Genomic DNA, 18,454 nt, shown 5'->3' on the forward strand with positions numbered 1-18,454 from the left:
AAAAAAAAATATTATGGCTTATACAGTAATTTCAGTATTTCCGGTAACTGTGGATACAGAGGACATTAAAAAAGAATTAAAAGAGAGAGGCTTTGACGAAACAAATATTATTGTTTCCAAGTCAAGCGTTGAAAGCGGTTTATCAGCTGATCATTATCAGGAAGACGAACAGACAAAAGGTTTCTTTGAATATACCTTTGCGCACGATGCAGAAATGCTGGATACCTATCGCAGGCACAGTATAGGAAGAAATAATATCGTTGTTTACGCAGATAGTCTGGAACAGGCTAAAGTCGCAAAATCAGTGCTGAACGAAAACGGTGCTCTTGAAGTGTATAGAAAACCATCTGAAAACCAAACCGATGTGCCGGAAGGAATGACTGAAGAAGAATACAATGGGATTATTGCCAAGGCAAGACATAATATTTATTTCTTAGGGTCTGAAAGGTCTTATCATTCAAATAATACCAAAGGGATGAATGATGAAATGGACAGTCTGGGTTCTGAAGATTAATGAGATAACAGTATACGAAATAAAAAGACCGTCGCATTGACGGTCTTTTATTATATTTTCCATGATCTGATCAGCCAGCGGTAGATCAGTTCTTTTACTAAGAAATAAACCAATACTGGGATCAGGATTATCGCTGTCCATAGCAAAGGGTTGATATACATGGATAACAATCCATTGGAAACACTTGATTTTGCTAAAAAGTATTGCCCTCCTGCAATCACTGCTAAACTGACCGCAAGGACAATCATTAAATTAATACAGAACCGTCTGCTGATATCACTCACCATTTTTTTAGGTGAATATCCTAAGCTGTTTTTAATGGATACTTCCTCCTGTTTTTCCAGAAACTGAATTTTGATAAAGCTGACGATAATATACAGGCATAATGCGAAAATGAAAATCCCCAATAAGGCAATAAGGTTGAGCACAAGAAAAAGCTTTGATTTTATCTTGGCAGAACGCAGGCTTTCCTGGTTGGATTCATAATTGTTTTCTTTCATTTTTGAAATTAGGCTTTCATCCCCCGAATCTTTTACCTGTACCAGAACCCGGTTAAAAATCTTAGGCTGATTCGCCAGTTGTGGCTTTTCTGCCAGGTTCAGGGAGTCAAGGAACTTTTTCGGGATCAGCACGGAATGGATCCTGTCTGACAATCCCACCATCTTTCCGCGGTACGTTTTATTCTGCTTGTTGACAACAATGTTGATGTTAACCTCAATCTTTTTGGCAAAATCTTCTGAGATCTGCGGCAGTCCCTGGTTTAAGGCAAAGCCGTAATTGTAGAGGTTCAGGTATTCTCTCGAAATAATAATCGGGATTTCGTCACCCTTCACCTGGAATTCTTCTTCGTTCAACGGAACATCAATTGCTTTTATATCAACGCCTTCAAAATACAGATCGGTATAAAAAGGGATGAAATCACCGCCGTTTGCAGAAGCTTTGAATTCATTAGCCGAAAACGGATACACGCTTTTTACCTCCGGCCACTGTTTGAGCTTGGCAATATCGTTTTCATTGAAACCGAGAAGTGCTCTCCGTCCGATATTATCAGGTGTGATTTTCTTGCTGAAAGTCAGCCAGTAATTGCTGTCGCTACTCTTATTCCCAAAAAGCCGGTTGGCATTTTCATACAGCTGCAGGCAGGACAGCACTAAAATAAAGGCGATAAATAATCCTGCATACAGGATCACTGAGTTAAAAATTTTCTTCATACGCTTTATAAATGAAGAATTTGATATTCGTGTTCAAAAGGAAACTCGTTCAATTCAAAAAAGATTACTGAGCTTCCGCTTTCCTGAGATGCTTCATGGATCAGGGAGAAGGCAATTTTTTTATTATCTGAGTCCAGGTGGCTGAAACACTCATCATAGATCAGAAAATCGGTCGGATTAATCAGGCTTCTTACAATAGCACTCCTTTGCCGTTCACCATATGAACAGTTTTCCGCTTTTTTATTGAGCAGGCTTTTGATTCCTAATCTCTCTGCATACATTTCCATTTTAGGGATGAATTTTTTCCGGTCCTTGTCAAAAACGCGCAGTAAGACATTTTCCGAAATCGTAAGGTTCTTGATTAATCTCACATCCTGGAAAAGCAGGCTTATTCCCTCTTTCCTGTGTTCTACAATTTTTTCGAGATGAAGGTTTTTTACCGCCTGCTGATCATACTTTATATTTCCCTCATACTGAAAATGGGTCCCCAGCATAGCGGTGGCTAGTGTAGACTTCCCGCTTCCGGAAGGCGCAACGATCAGGAATTTCTTTCCTTTCTGAAAAGCAATATGGCGGTTCCAGATTTCAGATTGTTCGATATTTCTGGGCGTGAAATACTTTGGCGAAATACTTTCTAAAACAATATTATCCATTCATAATCAAATAATACAATGCATTTTCATCCTTTTTATCCAGTGTAAAGACTGTTTTAGAAACCAGGTTTCCATCGTCTTCTTTAGATTCATTAACCATATTGGTTACTTTTACGGCAGCATTCTGTTTCTGGTTATAATCATTTCCGTCAGACCATGAATAAGCGGTAACCCCTGACTTTTTATCAAGCTTCGCGTTTTTACCTGCTTTCTTATTCTGGAACTGATAAATCACCGTATTGTCATCAGAGAAGATCACTTCATTCTTGCCGATCATGTATTTTTTGCTCGCCCCGAGAGGCCCCTGTAACAATGAGGCAAGATTTTCTTTTTTATCAGGATTAAAACCTAATACCAGTGCATTATTGGACCTGTAGAGATAATCCGTGCTGTCCGTCGGTTTGGTTTTAAAGTCAACAAAAGCATAATCTCCTGTAAAGGTTGAGGTAATATCTTCCAGGGTCTTGTTGGTGGATGCCAGATAATGATTTACGGTAGCTTCAAAACCGGCTTCTTTTATCAGGTATTTCATAAAATCTAAACTGAAGAATCCTATGGTAAAAGATTTTGCATGATCAAGTTCAACATTCTTTACCAGATCATAGTTGACCGTGTTTTTATTATAATACTTTTCCACGACTTTCTTCATATCATTATTGAAGAATGTTTTGGTATCCATTTCAGCTTTTCCCTTATCAAAGTTGAAATCAAAACCGATCCCCGAATCTTTAATCAGTTTATTTATGGAAAGGGTTTCAATATATCCCTTTGAAAAGTAGCTGGCTACCGCAGACAGGTTTACCCAGCCGCTGATGTCTTTGTTATCTGCTAAAGATTGATTTACCTGATCCTTAATAACCGTGCTTGAAGTTCCCTTTCTTCCCCAGAAATCTGTGAAATATTTTTCATTGAGTTTCGGGGCAGTGTCTGATCTGTTCATCGGATTATAACCGGTATAAGGATCATAACCCGCATATGGGTTATAGGACTTTTCGCTGGAAATAATGGCCATATCGCCTTTGATGCTGCCTGCCAGTTTGCCGTCAACATAAATATAGTCCTTTTTGTCAATGCTGACCTTGCTTTTTGTAAGGTCAGACATGCTTTTCTGAAATTTTGCTTTGTCGCTGATCCAGAAAAATGCTTTTGCATCAGGATTATACGTGGATTTTCCCTGGTCAACAATAAAATAAAGCGGCTTATCCGTATCAATACCGGATTCCTTTGGCTTGCTTACCAGCTGCAAAAAGAATTTTTCGTCAGCTTTGAGGTCTTTCTTTTCCTTCAGGATTTTATCAACAGGAATTTTTTCTGAAATGGTGTTTAAATTAACCCTTGACAGTCCCAAAGTCGTGTCTGTGGTATACGCTAAAATTTCATTATTCTTGTTGGAATTGCAGGAAAACAGGACTGCAAATGCAAATACGTAAAATAACGATTTCATTAAAGTGTTTTTCATAATTATCAAGTATATGAAACAAATATAACGTTTTGTATTGAACGAAACCCATTTAAATATAAATAACAAAAACCCAAAATTAAAGTTTGGTTTTAAAAAAAAATTATATATTTGCACCAGAAATAAAGTTTAACCCTTTTAAAAACAACGAAGCAATGTTCAGATTAGATCATCATTCTCCTTTCGGTTTGCCACTTATGGTGGTAAGGCTTCGTGGTTGGGTACATTCTTAGAATAACAGTATAATGAAATATCAGAACCAGGAGTCATAAGATTTCGGGTTTTTGTTGCGCAATATTTCAAACTCAAACAAGTTTCCCCGAAATCATTTTTAATCAGGAGCTTAATCCCGCTGTCCACTGTATCTTTTTTTGCCATTGCTATTCAGGCCAATGCAAAAAAAGGATGCCGTTTCCATCGGGGCTAATGATAATGCTCAGCCTAAATTTCACAGTTTTTAAAAATTGTGAGGTCTAAATAAAAATCAACTAAAATTTTAGTTGGTAATGATTGGTGTAAGTCTGATTTTAGATTTCTAAAATCTAGTGTCTTACATCTTAAATCTAAAAATATAACAATGGGAAATTTAAAACTAAAAGGAAAAGATATATTAAAACTGGGCTATCCGAACAATCAGAGTGTCAACATCGCTCTGGAGGTAATGAAAAGGAATTTTGCAACGAAAAATATCCATCATGTGAAATCTCTTTTGAAGGAAATCCTGATTAATCCTGAGAGCTATGAAAAAGATCTCACCTTCGGGCAAATCGCGGAAGCCCTACTTTCATCCAGAAAAACAGAAAAAAGGATGCTGAATGCCAGCCGGACCTCGTTTCAGATTTTTGGAAACCAAATTTCAGATGAAGCCAAAAACCAGTTATACACAGGACTGAAGCTTCCGATTGCGGTGCAGGGAGCATTAATGCCCGATGCCCACAGCGGTTACGGGCTTCCAATCGGCGGCGTTCTTGCGGTCGAAAATGCTGTGATACCTTACGGGGTCGGGATGGATATCGGCTGTAGGATGAGCCTCAGTATTCTGGATACACCGGTTTCATATCTGGACGGTGCAAAAGATAAATATGAAAAAGCGCTGGCTGAACATACCAAGTTCGGGATGTACGAAACACATAAATCCCATGTCGATCATGAAATTTTCGACAGGGATACGTTCGATATGATCCCGGTTTTAAAAAGATTAAAAGGAAAAGCCATCAGACAAATGGGAAGTTCCGGCGGCGGAAACCACTTTGTGGAATTCGGGGAAGTTGAAATTACGGAAGATGACGGTCAGATCGGGCTTCCAAAAGGAAAATACCTCGGCATTCTTTCCCACAGCGGTTCGCGTGGTCTGGGAGCGGAAATCGCCCAGTATTATTCAAGAGTGGCAACAGAACAATGCCCGCTACCAAAAGAAGCGCAGAACTTCGCCTGGCTGGATCTGAATACGCATCTCGGGTTAGAATACTGGACGGGAATGAACCTTGCGGGAGATTATGCTTCAGCCTGCCATAATGATATTCACAGAAGATTGGTGAAAGCAGTCGGCGGACGGATAAAAGCCAGAATTGAAAACCACCACAACTTCGCATGGAAAGAAATCCATAACGGCAAAGAAGTGATCGTTCACAGGAAAGGTGCCACTCCGGCCAACGAAAATGAGTTGGGAATAATTCCGGGATCAATGACGGCAAAAGGTTTTATCGTCCGCGGAAAAGGAAATCCGGATTCGCTGAACTCAGCTTCACACGGTGCCGGAAGAGCTTTTTCAAGAGGGGAATGCCGCAATCTTTTCACTCAAAATGACATCAGAAAAGAATTAAAACTCAAAAATGTCACTCTGATGGGCGGAAATACGGAAGAAGCACCGATGGCATACAAAGACATCAATGACGTCATGAATGCCCAAAGTGAGCTGGTGGATATTCTCGGAACTTTCCAGCCCAGGATTGTGAGGATGGATAAGTAAATCAAGGTATGTTATTCTGAACGGAACAAAGCAAAGTGAAGAATCTCGGATTAAAAAGGGATTCTTTCTCCGCCAGAATGACAAAGCAGAAAACAATTAAAAAACAAAAAATGGGAGCACCACATAATATAAAACGGTACGGTGAAGTCTGGCCGGAATTCAGAATTCAATACGGACTCGAGATTTTAGAAAAATTAAAAAATAAAGTCATTTTATCAGGAGGCTGGGCGTGGCATTTTATGTCTGAAACCGGGCACACGGAATATAAACACGCCCATGACCATAAGGATATTGATATTTTTGTAGAGAAAGAAAATGTAGCTGAAGCCGTTATGATTCTTCAGCAGGAAGGTTTTCAGAAAGTATGGACCCGTTATGATCATTTACTCGGTGAAGAAAACTTCCGCAGGTATGAGAAAACAATCGAAACGGAAAATGGAAAATTCCACAGGATAACAATTGATTTCTTTGAAAGAAACGATTTGGAAACCGTAGAAATCAATGGATTTACAGTAGTGAAGCCTGACGTTTTACTTTCATTTTACAGGAATATTCATTCCAGTGATAAATGTTGGGCAGTCATGGCTGCAAAAGATTTATTGGAAAAAGGAATTGATCCTGTCAGTCATCCCGGATTAAGTGAAATGCCAAAATAACAATGGAAAAATTAATACAGCTCACCTCAGGAAGAGGGCCCTTGGAATGCCAATGGGTGGTTGCCAAAGTGCTGAAGGTTTTCCTTGAGGAAGCAAAAGATAATACAATAGATTACGAAATCATACACCGTGAAAACGGCGATGAAAACCTGACATTGAAATCCGTAACCATCCTTGTAAAAGCAAAAAATTTAAATGAATTTTTAAAAACATGGTTAGGAAGCATTTGCTGGACAGGGAAAAGTACATTACGGAAACTCCACAAAAGAAGCAACTGGTTCATCGGTGTTTTTGAACTGGGTAGTTTGGAGGAAATTAATTTCAATGAAAAAGATATTCAATTCCAGACCACCCGGAGCCAGGGAAGTGGCGGACAAAATGTAAATAAAGTCAACACCGCCGTTCGTGCAACTCATTTGCCTACGGGACAGAGCGTTTTCGTTCAGGATTCACGATCACAATTGGAGAATAAAAAATTATCGATTGCCAGATTAAAAGGAAAAGTAATGGCAATCCATATTCAGCAACTGGAAAAAAGAATGCAGGAAACCTGGAACAATCACTTGCAGGTACAAAGAGGAAACCCAGTCCGTATATTTTCCGGGACCGATTTTAAAAAGAACCGTCAGGAAAAATCTTTTAAAAAACAAAGGAATATCCTGAAAAACGAATTAAAAAATTACAGAAATGACCTTAACTAAAAGTAAATACTATTTCGAGGCTTTAGATAATTACCCTTACAGCCTGCCAGATTGTCTGGAAGCGTTGAATTATGCTTTGTCTTACGATCCTGAAGATGCAGACAGCCTGTGCCTGATGGGAAGAATCTACAGCGAAATGCTCACGGATTATAATAAGGCCAAGCTTTATTTCGAAGAAGCGATGCAGTGTGATATTGCCAATCTGAATGTTCCGCAGTATTATATCAAATGCCTCCTTAACAATGAAGATTTGCAGGAAGCAGAAAAACTCATCAGATATTCTTTAAAAATCAAAGGCATCGACAGGTCAGCCATCTGGATGCACCGGTCTCTGCTTTCTGAGAAAAGAGGAAGTTTGGTAAATGCGCTGAAGTTTTTAAAAGAAGCGGAAAAACATTGTTTTACTGCGTGCAGCTTAGATTTGGTAAAAGAACGGAAGAAGTTCATAAAGTCTAAAATGCAAAAAAATAAACTTAAAAAGAAAAAGGAGACCCAATAGGTCTCCTTTTATACTGTCATCTTACTTTTTATTGGCAGAAATAAGGTAATCATAAACCATTTGATGCTGATCTTCACTTAATTTGGCTTTCGGAGCCATTCTGCTCAGCGTGTTTATCCATGCCTGATCATCATGTTTTTCAGGGTCAGGCAGTTTGTGGCACCTGTTGCATGAATTTTCAAAAATTGTTTTTCCCTGAGCCAATTGCTCTGAGGAAGTATATTTCGGTCCGGTTACGGCTGTGCTTTTCGGTCCGCATGATATGGCTAAGGATGCAGAGCCTAAGAGCATGCCTAAAATCAATTTTTTCATACTGATATTTTTTAAAGTGATTATTTTTTTACGGAAACGATATAGTCGTAAACCCATTGATGCTGCTCGTCTGTCAGTTTTGCTTTCGGCGCCATAGAATTCATGATTCCTACCCACTGTACCGAAGTATGGGATGCCGGATCGGGTAATTTATGGCATCTGCCGCAGGAATTTTCAAAGATGGTTTTTCCCTGGGCCATCTGCTCATCTGTAGAAACTGCAGGCCCTGCAGGAGCCGTGGCTGTAGAGGCTTTTGGAGTACAGGATGCCAACAAAACAGCAGTAAATGAGGCTACAGCGATAATTTTTTTCATGTTTAACTATTTGAATAAAACAAATGTAATGAATTCCCTTTGTGCTGCGTGATATCAACTGTATTTTTAATTTAGAAGAAATAAAAATTAAGCAGATCGGTAATGATGAATAATCAACGGTAGATTATTCATTATGAAGTTTAAAACAGACCCTTTCACTTTCTCATATTTAATTATTATTTTTGAATCAATGAAATTTTCTACAGAAGAGCTTATTGAAGGAATACGATCGGGAAACAAGCGCCTGATCGCAAAAGCGATTACATTGGTGGAAAGCAAGAAAACCGAGCATAGGCAACAGGCTGAAGAACTGTTGAAACGGATTATGCCTTTTACGGGAAGCTCAGTGCGGGTAGGAATAACAGGGGTTCCTGGTGCCGGAAAATCTACTTTTATAGAAAATTTCGGAAGGCTGGCCATTTCGAATGGTAAAAAAGTGGCTGTCCTGGCCATAGACCCGAGTTCTGCAATCAATAAAGGAAGTATTTTGGGTGATAAAACCAGAATGGAAGAACTTGCCAGGGAGGAGAATGCCTTTATCCGTCCCTCACCGAGTTCCGGGTTCTTAGGTGGTGTTGCCAATACAACGTTCGAGACGATGATGATCTGTGAAGCGGCAGGATACGATTATATTTTGATTGAAACGGTGGGAGTGGGGCAGTCTGAAGTTTTGGTTGCGGATATTACCGATGTTTTCCTGTTTTTAAAGATTATCGGCGGCGGAGATGAGCTTCAGGGGATTAAGCGCGGCATTATGGAAATGGTCGATGTGATTTTCATTAATAAAGTAGATCAGGATAATCTGCAGAAAGCAAAAAATACCAGGCTTGAACTGAAACGTGCTTTAGATTTTATCCCTCCGAAAGAAAAAAGCTGGAAAGTTCCTGTTTTATTGGGCTCTGCCTTACATAACCAAGGCCTGGAAGAGACCTTTGAAAAAATTAATGATTTTATCAGTCTGAAAAAGAACGATAACCGCTTTGAAACGGTAAGAACCCAACAGGCTGAGAAACGGTTTGAATATTGGGTACAGGAATATATATTGTCGATGGTGAAAAGGGATAATTCTTTGGAAGAAGCCTATATTCATCATAAAAAAAATGCTTCCGCAATGGTTTCAAATCCCAGTACGGAAGCAAAATTATTTGTAGAACAATTTTTAAATAAAAGTAACTAAGGCTGAGCTTTCAGCTCTTCATTTTTTGTAATATAACCGTCGTAAGAAATCGGCTGCCTGTCATTGCTTCTGATCGATGTAAAAGCTTTTCCGGTTTTAAAAACTTCAATGGTAATTTCGTCTACCGTAGATTGGTCATTCACTTTGATTTTTACGATCCAGTTTCCTTTCCTATTCTGTGATTTGTTTACCGTAAAGTCCTTTGATGAAAACCGGTACCCGCTTTGGGAAGTATTTCCATAACTCGGATTAAAAACCCTCCCGAAATAAGGCAATGCCACATCCAGCTTGTCATTTTTCAGATCAATGGAATAATTGCTGCCTGAAAGGTCCAGTATTCTTGTTGCGGGCGCATTGGGTAAAGAAGTCATTACATTAATCACGTCATAGTTGGTAGGGTTGGCTCTTTCTGCACGGAATGAAAAATCCGGTGAATTCACCATCATATTAACGGCCTGGGAAGGAATGGTATTCTGAGAAGAACAGCTCTGAAAAATAATCAGAAAGCTGAAAATAAATATGATCGGGATATACTTTTTCATGATATACAGTATTATTGGTTTAAACATCAAATTATATGCAAATATACAGCCGCGAAATTATTTTGGAATAAAAATTGTTAAGGTTGAACTATTAACACTCGAATATGAAAATTACACATCTTTTAGGGATCGGAGCAATGGCTCTAACGGTTTCTGCTTGTACTACAAATCCCATTACGGGAAGGTCTTCTCTGCAGTTGGCAAACAATTCGGAAATTCTGACAATGTCTGCTCAGGAATACAAATCAACACTGGGGAAATCTAAAGTAGTTACCGGAACGGCAGATGCAAAAAGAGTAGTGAGTGTCGGGTCAAGAATAAAATCTGCTGCAGAAAGGTATTACCAGTCTATCGGACGTTCTGCGGATCTTACCAATTATAAATGGGAGTTTAATCTTATACAAAGCAGTGAACTGAACGCATGGTGTATGCCGGGCGGAAAGGTAGCAGTATATACAGGGATCCTTCCCATCACTAAAAATGAAAACGGTTTGGCAGTAGTTATGGGACATGAGGTTTCCCATGCTCTGGCTGGGCATGGAAATGAAAGAATTTCTCAGGCTATGGTAGCCCAATACGGCGGAGCCATTCTTGGCGGAACAATTTCAAATGCACAGTGGGCGAACGTTTTCCAGCAGGTATATCCTATCGGATCACAGGTAGCCCTGTTAAAATACGGAAGAGGTCAGGAATCTGAAGCTGACGAAATGGGATTATACCTGATGGGTATGGCAGGATATGACCCGAGAGAAGCGATTCCTTTCTGGAGCAGGATGGAAGCAGCATCCAAAGGAGCAAGGCAGCCTGAGTTCTTATCCACGCACCCTAATCCTGAAACAAGGATTTCCGATATTAATAAAGATTTGCCTAAAGCTCTTGAATACTATAAAGCTGCAGGTGGAAAAATATAATGATATAAAAAATTAATCTTGAGTAAAACCTTATTGAATTGTGTTAAATTTGGTAAGGTTTTTTTCATTAACACCAAACAAACGCAACACTATGAAAAATTTAACAATTATAGGGCTTGTTCTTTTAGCACTGTCAATACTGTTATTTTATTTAACAGCGAATAATTTTACAGTCAATGATTTGGGGATGCCTCACATTATGGGAATTCTGGGCGGCATTGGCATCGGTTTGATTATCGGCGGAATGGTTGGCTATGTAAGTAAAGGAAGTGCGATTAAAGAAGAAGAGAGAAGAAAGGAATTTGCGCAACTTCAGAAAGAAAAGCAGGAGCTTGAAGTGCAGGCAGCAGAAATAGCAAGACGTGAAGCCGAGCTTAGGGTTCATCAAAATAATAATCCTCAAGTCTGAGATTTGAGGATTTTATAGTTTTACAGCTTATATTTTTCGCCGATATTTAGAATTTATAGCCGACCCCTACCATAAATAAATTTGGTCTGTTGTCGTACAATACGCTTTCGCCGGATACTGTATTGATAAAACTTCTTTGATCCTTGCTGAATGCGCCTTCGTATTTTGCATTAACAAGGAATTTCTTGATTTCAAGCTGTGCTCCGAACTGGTATCCTACGGTGAAGTTATCTCTTGCATTTTCTCTGAAATCATTAAATGTATCTTCTTTGCTTAAATTGTAACTTGCCACAGGTCCGATAAATACGCCCAACAGATCTCCCAATACCTTGTGTCCCACTAATACAGGCACATCAATACGGTTGTTTTTGATATCGAATGTCGTGTTGTGTACGGAATCTGTAAATTCGTTTTTAAACGTTGTATAATAAACCTCAGGCATTAAGAAAAATGCCATAGGAAGATTAACTTTAAGGGAAAGCCCCAAATTGAAACCTACATTATTGTCGCCTCTGTTTTCTATGGCGGCAGAAGCTGTGCTGGCTGTGTTTTTCCACGACGGTGATCCTGTCGGAAATAGTATATTTGCCTTTCCTGCCAGGGAAATCTGGGCGTAGGCAAACATGGAACATCCTATTAATGCTATACTAAGAATCTTTTTCATGATCTTCTAATTTAGTGATTGTATTTTCAATAGTTTTATTATTCTCAAGCATGTATTCTCTTAGTTCTTTAAATAACTCTGATGAATAAACGAAATCAATCAGATTTTTATTGCCTGCCGTAATCAGAATATCTTTATTGCCTTCCCATTCCTTAATCCCTAATCGCAGATAAACAATCTTCTCACCAATCGTCATCACAGAGTTCATGTCATGCGTGTTGATGATGGTTGTTGTATTGTATTCTTTTGTGATTTCCAGCAGAAGGTCATCAATAACATTGGATGTATAAGGATCAAGTCCGGAATTCGGTTCGTCACAGAAAAGATATTTGGGATGATTGACAATCGCTCTGGCAATGGCAACCCGTTTCTGCATCCCTCCGGAAATTTCCGATGGAAACTTTCTGTTGGCTTTATCTAAATGGACTCTCCCGATCACTTCAAAAACCCTTCTTTTCTTCTCTCTGAAGCTAAGGTTCGTAAACATATCCAAGGGGAACATGATGTTTTCTTCTACCGTTAAAGAATCAAACAGTGCACTTCCCTGGAATAAGGTTCCTATTTCAGACCGGAGCTGCTGCTTTTCTTCTCTGTTCATCACATTAATATCCCTGCCGTCAAAAAGAATTTCTCCGGATGAAGGCTGGTACACATTGAGTAAACTTTTAAGAAAAACGGTTTTTCCTGAGCCACTCTGCCCGATGATCAGGTTGACTTTTCCTTTTTCAAAAGTGGTTGAAATCCCTTTAAGCACTTCAACTTCATCAAAACTTTTTTTAAGATCTTTTACCTCAATCATCAGCTTAATATTAATTGGGTTAATAACAACTCGGAAAGGATAATGAATACCATCGTCCAGACCACTGCCTGTGTACTGGCCCTCCCTACCTCCAGGGAACCGCCTTTTACATTATATCCGAAATAAGACGGAACGGTAGCAATGATGAATGCAAAGACTATCGTTTTTGTAAAGGCATAATAAATAAAAAGATTAGGCATATACATCTGGATTCCCACGATATAATCATTGGTCGTCCAGTTTCCCGTGAGCATTCCTGCAAGATAACCACCGCCGATACCGAATACGATACTGATCGCAATCAGCAAAGGATTAAACAGCATACAGGCAGAAATCTTCGGAAGAATAAGAAAGTTAGGGGAGTTCACGCCCATGATGTCCAACGCGTCGATCTGTTCGGAAACTCTCATAGTCCCGATGCTGGATGCGATATAGGATCCTACTTTTCCGGCAAGAATAAGGCTGATGATAGTAGGGGAAAATTCAAGGACCAAAACGGCTTTGGTAGCATATCCTACGAAAGACGGCGGTATAGGAAAAGAAGATGAATCAAAGTTATTAAACATCTGAATTGCAACTACTGCCCCTACGAATGTGGATGTGAAGATAACCAACCCGAATGAGTTGACTCCCAGATCATTGATTTCCCGCATGAACAGCTTCCAGAATACCCTCATTTTCTGAGGCTTTTGAATAGTTTTACCCAGAAGGATAATATATTCTCCGATTGCTGTAAAAAACTTTTTTAACATTCTGCTAAATTAGACTTTTTTTATTAATTTAAATGACAGAACAACAAGAGTGCCGAAAAGGATTTGCTGCCATAAAATTAAAGGTAAACGTTGGTTCCGATGATTGAAATTCATTATTTAATTGAGAAATAAAGAATTAATTTAATCTAATTTATCCAGTAACAAGATTTTATTAGAATAACATTATTTCGCATTTTTATCTCCGATGATGACCAATAGTATGGTTTTAAGAATAATAACCAGATCAAGTACAAAACTCCAGTTCCTTACATAGAAAGAATCTGCCAGGACTCTTTTATTCATTTCAAGTTCTACATTGCCGGCATCACCGCGGAGTCCGTTTACCTGTGCCAGTCCTGTAATTCCCGGATTTACCATACTTCGCAGGCTGTATCTCCCGATTTTCGGTTTATAGTAATTGTCTACGGCCAACATATGCGGTCTTGGGCCTACAATTGACATCTCTCCTTTCAAAACATTGAAGAACTGAGGCATTTCATCCAAGCTCGTCTTTCTTAAAAATTTACCCAAATTAGTAATTCTGACATCATTTTCTGCGGTTGTTCTTGTTGAAGATTCATCATTAACAACCATCGTCCTGAATTTAATGCAGTGAAAAACCTCTTCATGGAAACCATATCTTTTCTGAATAAAAAAAACAGGGCCTTTTGATGACGTTTTAATTAAAAAAGCAATGAGCGGAAATAACCATGAGCAGATTCCGATCAAAACAATGGCGGAAAAGACAACATCGAATGTTCTTTTTAATAAGAAATTAGAATAATAGTCCAGTGGATACTTTGTCTGATTCAATACGGGCTGTGTCTGAATATATCCCATATCATATAAGAAAAAATCACTTTGCGTAATGCTGGGGATCAGTGAAATGTGAACCTTATTGCTTTCAGCTAACCTGAAAATTTCTTTTTCCGTATTTTCGTTGTATGCATTTTCTATCGGGATAAACAGCGTATGGATACCGTTTTTTTTCCAGAATTCTATTAATTCTTCAGCATTAATCTGGGAATTTTTATACTCAAAAATTTTATACCCGTAATCTTTTCTTGTCTTTAAAATATTTTTCAGGACTTCCGTAGAACTGTTTTCGTTCAGGAACATAATATTCCTGTGATTGATCCCCAAGCTCCGGAAATATTTAATTCCGAAAAATATCAGTGATTTTACCAGAAAAATAAAGAAGAAAAGGTAAAATGAGAGCCAGTAGATATCAGAATTAAAAAATACATTATAGCTTACTTTCCCGATCAGCAGAATTCCCAAAATAAATAATAGGAAATGAATCAGAAGCCGTTCCAGAAAAAGAGTATAGGTCAGATGTCTCGGGATATTATAAATTTTTGTCCTGCCGCTCAGCAGCATCCAGAACAAAAATAATAAAGCCAGAGAGAACGTATTCTGATACCAGGTTTCCTGGTTGTATCGTAAATCCTGGTTTCGGGTCAAAAAAAAGAATATGAAAATAAATGCAATAACCAGGAGGTCAAGCAAAACGATGATCAATTTCAGGTATCTGGAGTATCGAATTCTCTGCATCTATCGGGAGTAACGGATCCGAAAGGCCAAGTTACATATTTTTTACGGGATATTCAGGTACTTATGGGTCTGTACTGAGGCTCTCCATTTCGGATGTGCCAGGATAAAGTCTGTTATTTTAGGATACATTTCATCGCGCTTGCTCCATTCGCTCTGCAGGTACAATGTACAGCTTTCAGAAACTTTCGCAGCCTGCTCCTGAGCAAATTTAAAATCATTATTATTGAAAACTATCATTTTCAGTTCGTGAGCTTTCTGATAGATCTCTTCTTTAGGAAGGCCGGTTTTCTTCGGCGAAAGGGTAATCCAGTCAATCTGTCCGCTCAATGGGTAGGCTCCTGAAGTTTCAATATGAACAGTACATCCCAATTCTTTTAATCTGGACGTTAAAATATCAAGATTCCACATTAAAGGTTCACCGCCTGTTAAAACAACGGTCTTGCAGTGCTGTGCAGCGGTTTCTGCAATTTCCCCTGCATTCATCAACGGGTGTAAATTCGGGTCCCAGCTCTCTTTTACATCACACCAGTGACACCCGACGTCGCAGCCGCCGAGCCTGATGAAATAAGCTGCTTTTCCGGTATGGGCTCCTTCCCCCTGAAGAGTGTAAAAATGCTCCATGACAGGGAGCATTTTACCTTCTTTTAATAAAATATCTTCTTCTATTTTCATTATCAATTAGTCATTATAGACTGAAGTTTTATAAGCGATGATGGTGTTTTTCATCAGCATGGCTCTTGTCATGGGTCCGACTCCTCCCGGAACAGGGGTGATCCAGCTTGCTTTGGCGGCACAGCTGTCAAAATCAACATCGCCTGCCAGATAATATCCTTTTGGAGAATCATTATCAACTCTTGTGATGCCTACATCCACAATCACCGCTCCGTCTTTGATCATATCTCCTTTCAGGAAATGCGGATCTCCCAAGGCAGTAATTACGATGTCTGCTTTCTTAGTATATTCTTCAATATCTTTGGTATAAGAATGGGTAAGGGTTACTGTAGAATTTCCGGGAAAATCTTTTCTTCCCATCAAAATGCTCATAGGCCTGCCTACGATTTTACTCCTTCCGATGATCACACAGTCTTTACCTTTTGTTTCAATATTGTATCTTTCCAGTAAAGTTAAGATCCCGAATGGGGTTGCCGGTAAGAATGTATCCATTTCCAGCGCCATTTTCCCGAAATTTTCAGGATGGAAGCCATCAACATCTTTTCTGGGATCGATGGCATTAATGATTTTTTCCTGATCGACCTGATCCGGTAAAGGCAGCTGAACAATAAACCCGTCAACAGACTTGGATTTGTTCAGTTCATCAATTTTTTCCAATAATTCAGATTCAGAAACCGTGCTTGGGAATTTTACCAGACTCGATTGGAAACCAACTTCTTCGCAGTCTTTCACTTTGGCATTGACATAAGCCTTGCTTGCCCCGTTGTTCCCCACAAGAATGGCTACCAGATGCGGTGCTCTTCTTTTGCTGGCGATGATTTTATCAACCTCAACCTTGATTTCCGCTTTTATTTCTTTGGATACTTTTAGTCCGTCAAGAATTTCTGCCATTTTTACGTTATTAGATTATTTACTTTCTTATTTATTTCCTTTGTAATAATTGATCAACCCGTTTGTAGAACTGTCATGAGAACTTATTATTTCATTATTTTCCAGTTCAGGCAAAATATGAGTTGCTAAAACCTTTCCTAATTCAACCCCGAACTGGTCAAAGCTGAAAATATTCCAGATTACACCTTGTACAAAAATCTTATGTTCATACAGGGCAATCAGCTGTCCTAATGAAAACGGAGTTAATTCGTTGAACATAATGGAGTTCGTCGGAGTGTTTCCGTGAAAGACTTTATAGTTTAACAAAAAGTCAATTTCTTCTTCAGATTTTCCCGAATTTTTTAATTCTTCTTCCACTTCCTCTTCTGTCTTTCCGAAGGCAAGGGCTTCTGTCTGGGCAAAGAAATTGGCCAGTAATTTATCCTGATGGTCAGAAACTTTGTTCGGGCTTTTTGCGTAGGCAATAAAATCGGCCGGAATCAGTTCCGTTCCCTGGTGGATCAGCTGATAGAAGGCGTGCTGCCCGTTGGTTCCGGGCTCTCCCCAGATAATCGGTCCGGTTTCATATTCTACGAATTCACCGTTTCGGTCCACACATTTTCCGTTACTTTCCATATCTCCCTGCTGAAGGTAGGCTGCAAACCGGTCCAGGTACTGAGAGTACGGAAGGATGGCGTAGCTGGTAGCCGCATAAAAATTACGGTACCAGATTCCTAAGAGTCCCATCAGGACAGGAATGTTTTCAGAAAAATCTGCGGTCTGAAAATGCTGGTCTGTATCGTAAGCCCCTTGTAATAACTGCTCAAAATTTTCATAACCTACGGCAAGAACGATGCTTAAGCCGATTGCGCTCCAAAGCGAATATCTTCCGCCAACCCAGTCCCAGAATTCGAAAATATTCTCTTCTGCAATTCCAAAGTCTTTAACCGCCTGAACGTTGGTAGATAAAGCTACGAAATGTTTGGCTACATCTTCCTGCTTTCCTGCCTTTAAAAACCAATCTTTTGCAGAGTTTGCATTGGTCATGGTTTCCTGTGTTGTGAACGTTTTCGAAGCAATAATAAATAAAGTGGTTTCAGGGTTTAAATTCTTTACCACTTCAGTAATATGATTTCCGTCTACATTTGAAACAAAATGAACCTCCAGTCTTGTTTTAAAATGCTTCAAAGCCGAAACCACCATCACGGGTCCCAGATCTGAACCTCCGATCCCGATATTTACAACATCCGTGATTTCTTTTCCGCTGAAACCTTTGTGTTCACCTGAAATGATTCTTTCAGAGAAAGATTTCATATGCTCTAAAACCCTTTTGATCTGAGGCTTAATATTTTCGCCTTCAACCAGAGTTTCCTTACCTGAAAAATCCCTCAAGGCAGTATGCAAAACCGCTCTTCCTTCTGTTTCGTTGATTTTACCTCCTGAAAACATTTTAGAAATAGCATCTTTCAACTGACATTCTTCTGCAAGATTCAATAGAAGTTCTTTAGTTCCCGAATCGATTAAATTTTTAGAATAATCGAATAGAAAATTGTCCTTCTTAATTGAAAATTCTTCAAAACGGTTTGGGTTATAATGAAAAAGGCTTCTCAGTTCAAAATCATGATTTCCAAAATGTTCGTTGAGGGCTTTCCAGCTATTTGTGTGCGTAGGATTTATTTTTGATAACATATGATAGAAGTGATTATTAAGATGCAGGAATTTTTTTGAGTAAAATTCACTAAAAATTTAATTGTTAAAATTCAATCTGCAAATTTACGGAATTTTCATACAACGATGTTAATTGAGAATTAAAAAT

General features: G+C 39.0%; 21 protein-coding genes. 8 read left to right on the plus strand and 13 right to left on the minus strand.

Annotated features, from left to right (window positions below; translation table 11 throughout):
* The first annotated feature begins 13 nt into the window (after nucleotides 1–13).
* Nucleotides 14–514: a hypothetical protein gene (locus H561_RS0110290; RefSeq protein ID WP_027386918.1), complete on the plus strand. Its 501-nt coding sequence runs from the start codon at nucleotides 14–16 to the stop codon at nucleotides 512–514.
* Between the two features lie 50 nt (nucleotides 515–564).
* Here the strand turns inward: H561_RS0110290 and H561_RS0110295 are convergent, their stop codons facing one another.
* The 3 genes from H561_RS0110295 to H561_RS0110305 are packed head-to-tail and all read right to left on the minus strand — an operon-like array spanning nucleotide 565 to nucleotide 3,822.
* Nucleotides 565–1,725, minus strand: coding sequence for an FtsX-like permease family protein (locus H561_RS0110295; protein WP_027386919.1), 1,161 nt, complete (start codon nucleotides 1,723–1,725; stop codon nucleotides 565–567).
* Between the two features lie 5 nt (nucleotides 1,726–1,730).
* Entirely contained in the window at nucleotides 1,731–2,378 is a 648-nt protein-coding gene (locus tag H561_RS0110300; RefSeq protein WP_027386920.1) for an ATP-binding cassette domain-containing protein, read from the minus strand.
* Nucleotides 2,371–3,822, minus strand: a complete 1,452-nt coding sequence (locus H561_RS0110305; protein WP_162143027.1) for a DUF4836 family protein — start codon at nucleotides 3,820–3,822, stop codon at nucleotides 2,371–2,373. Before H561_RS0110305 ends, H561_RS0110300 begins: the two co-directional genes overlap by 8 nt.
* Before the next feature lie 592 nt (nucleotides 3,823–4,414).
* Between H561_RS0110305 and H561_RS0110315 the strand changes: the two genes are divergently transcribed.
* The 4 genes from H561_RS0110315 to H561_RS0110330 all read left to right on the plus strand — a co-directional run bounded on the left by H561_RS0110315 (nucleotide 4,415) and on the right by H561_RS0110330 (nucleotide 7,662).
* Nucleotides 4,415–5,806 carry an RtcB family protein gene (locus H561_RS0110315; RefSeq protein ID WP_027386923.1) on the plus strand — a complete coding sequence of 464 codons (1,392 nt, stop codon included), beginning with the start codon at nucleotides 4,415–4,417 and terminating at the stop codon, nucleotides 5,804–5,806.
* A 110-nt stretch (nucleotides 5,807–5,916) separates the two neighbouring features.
* On the plus strand, nucleotides 5,917–6,462 hold the full coding sequence (locus tag H561_RS0110320; protein WP_027386924.1) for a hypothetical protein: 546 nt from the start codon (nucleotides 5,917–5,919) through the stop codon (nucleotides 6,460–6,462).
* Nucleotides 6,463–6,464: 2 nt separating this feature from the next.
* Nucleotides 6,465–7,163 carry a peptide chain release factor H gene (gene prfH / locus H561_RS0110325; protein ID WP_027386925.1) on the plus strand — a complete coding sequence of 233 codons (699 nt, stop codon included), beginning with the start codon at nucleotides 6,465–6,467 and terminating at the stop codon, nucleotides 7,161–7,163.
* Nucleotides 7,150–7,662, plus strand: a complete 513-nt coding sequence (locus tag H561_RS0110330; protein WP_027386926.1) for a tetratricopeptide repeat protein — start codon at nucleotides 7,150–7,152, stop codon at nucleotides 7,660–7,662. The genes prfH and H561_RS0110330 overlap by 14 nt, the downstream gene beginning before the upstream one ends.
* Nucleotides 7,663–7,683: 21 nt before the next feature.
* On the opposite strand, the gene H561_RS0110335 is transcribed toward H561_RS0110330, so the two are convergent.
* On the minus strand, nucleotides 7,684–7,974 hold the full coding sequence (locus H561_RS0110335; RefSeq protein ID WP_027386927.1) for a cytochrome c: 291 nt from the start codon (nucleotides 7,972–7,974) through the stop codon (nucleotides 7,684–7,686).
* A 20-nt stretch (nucleotides 7,975–7,994) separates the two neighbouring features.
* A complete protein-coding gene (locus tag H561_RS0110340; protein WP_027386928.1) occupies nucleotides 7,995–8,288 on the minus strand; it encodes a c-type cytochrome in 294 nt (97 codons plus the stop codon).
* A 190-nt stretch (nucleotides 8,289–8,478) separates the two neighbouring features.
* On the opposite strand from H561_RS0110340, the gene meaB reads away from it, so the two are divergent.
* Nucleotides 8,479–9,465, plus strand: coding sequence for a methylmalonyl Co-A mutase-associated GTPase MeaB (gene meaB / locus H561_RS0110345; RefSeq protein WP_027386929.1), 987 nt, complete (start codon nucleotides 8,479–8,481; stop codon nucleotides 9,463–9,465).
* Here meaB and H561_RS0110350 read toward each other — a convergent pair.
* Nucleotides 9,462–10,007 carry a DUF4251 domain-containing protein gene (locus H561_RS0110350; protein ID WP_027386930.1) on the minus strand — a complete coding sequence of 182 codons (546 nt, stop codon included), beginning with the start codon at nucleotides 10,005–10,007 and terminating at the stop codon, nucleotides 9,462–9,464. The two genes, meaB and H561_RS0110350, sit on opposite strands and share 4 nt — an antisense overlap.
* Before the next feature lie 104 nt (nucleotides 10,008–10,111).
* Between H561_RS0110350 and H561_RS0110355 the strand changes: the two genes are divergently transcribed.
* Together H561_RS0110355 and H561_RS0110360 are read left to right on the plus strand one after the other, a co-directional pair.
* A complete protein-coding gene (locus H561_RS0110355; protein WP_027386931.1) occupies nucleotides 10,112–10,918 on the plus strand; it encodes a M48 family metallopeptidase in 807 nt (268 codons plus the stop codon).
* A 91-nt stretch (nucleotides 10,919–11,009) separates the two neighbouring features.
* The gene (locus H561_RS0110360; RefSeq protein ID WP_027386932.1) at nucleotides 11,010–11,327 is read left to right on the plus strand and encodes a hypothetical protein; all 318 of its coding nucleotides are present in this window, start codon (nucleotides 11,010–11,012) and stop codon (nucleotides 11,325–11,327) included.
* A gap of 46 nt (nucleotides 11,328–11,373) precedes the next feature.
* Here H561_RS0110360 and H561_RS0110365 read toward each other — a convergent pair whose 3' ends face one another.
* The 7 genes from H561_RS0110365 to pgi all read right to left on the minus strand — a co-directional run bounded on the left by H561_RS0110365 (nucleotide 11,374) and on the right by pgi (nucleotide 18,327).
* On the minus strand, nucleotides 11,374–11,991 hold the full coding sequence (locus H561_RS0110365) for an outer membrane beta-barrel protein (RefSeq protein WP_027386933.1): 618 nt from the start codon (nucleotides 11,989–11,991) through the stop codon (nucleotides 11,374–11,376).
* A complete protein-coding gene (locus tag H561_RS0110370; RefSeq protein WP_027386934.1) occupies nucleotides 11,975–12,790 on the minus strand; it encodes an ABC transporter ATP-binding protein in 816 nt (271 codons plus the stop codon). The genes H561_RS0110365 and H561_RS0110370 overlap by 17 nt, the downstream gene beginning before the upstream one ends.
* The gene (locus H561_RS0110375) at nucleotides 12,790–13,542 is read right to left on the minus strand and encodes an MlaE family ABC transporter permease (protein ID WP_027386935.1); all 753 of its coding nucleotides are present in this window, start codon (nucleotides 13,540–13,542) and stop codon (nucleotides 12,790–12,792) included. Before H561_RS0110375 ends, H561_RS0110370 begins: the two co-directional genes overlap by 1 nt.
* Nucleotides 13,543–13,725: 183 nt before the next feature.
* A complete protein-coding gene (locus H561_RS0110380) occupies nucleotides 13,726–15,096 on the minus strand; it encodes an exopolysaccharide biosynthesis polyprenyl glycosylphosphotransferase (protein ID WP_027386936.1) in 1,371 nt (456 codons plus the stop codon).
* A gap of 42 nt (nucleotides 15,097–15,138) precedes the next feature.
* Nucleotides 15,139–15,768, minus strand: coding sequence for a 7-carboxy-7-deazaguanine synthase QueE (locus H561_RS0110385; RefSeq protein ID WP_027386937.1), 630 nt, complete (start codon nucleotides 15,766–15,768; stop codon nucleotides 15,139–15,141).
* Between the two features lie 6 nt (nucleotides 15,769–15,774).
* Nucleotides 15,775–16,659 (minus strand): bifunctional 5,10-methylenetetrahydrofolate dehydrogenase/5,10-methenyltetrahydrofolate cyclohydrolase, encoded by an 885-nt coding sequence (locus tag H561_RS0110390; RefSeq protein WP_027386938.1) that lies wholly within the window; start codon nucleotides 16,657–16,659, stop codon nucleotides 15,775–15,777.
* Nucleotides 16,660–16,686: 27 nt separating this feature from the next.
* Nucleotides 16,687–18,327, minus strand: coding sequence for a glucose-6-phosphate isomerase (gene pgi / locus H561_RS0110395; protein WP_027386939.1), 1,641 nt, complete (start codon nucleotides 18,325–18,327; stop codon nucleotides 16,687–16,689).
* Between the last annotated feature and the right edge of the window lie 127 nt (nucleotides 18,328–18,454).

This window comes from Chryseobacterium gregarium DSM 19109, assembly GCF_000430845.1.
In the GTDB taxonomy this organism is placed as follows: domain Bacteria; phylum Bacteroidota; class Bacteroidia; order Flavobacteriales; family Weeksellaceae; genus Chryseobacterium; species Chryseobacterium gregarium.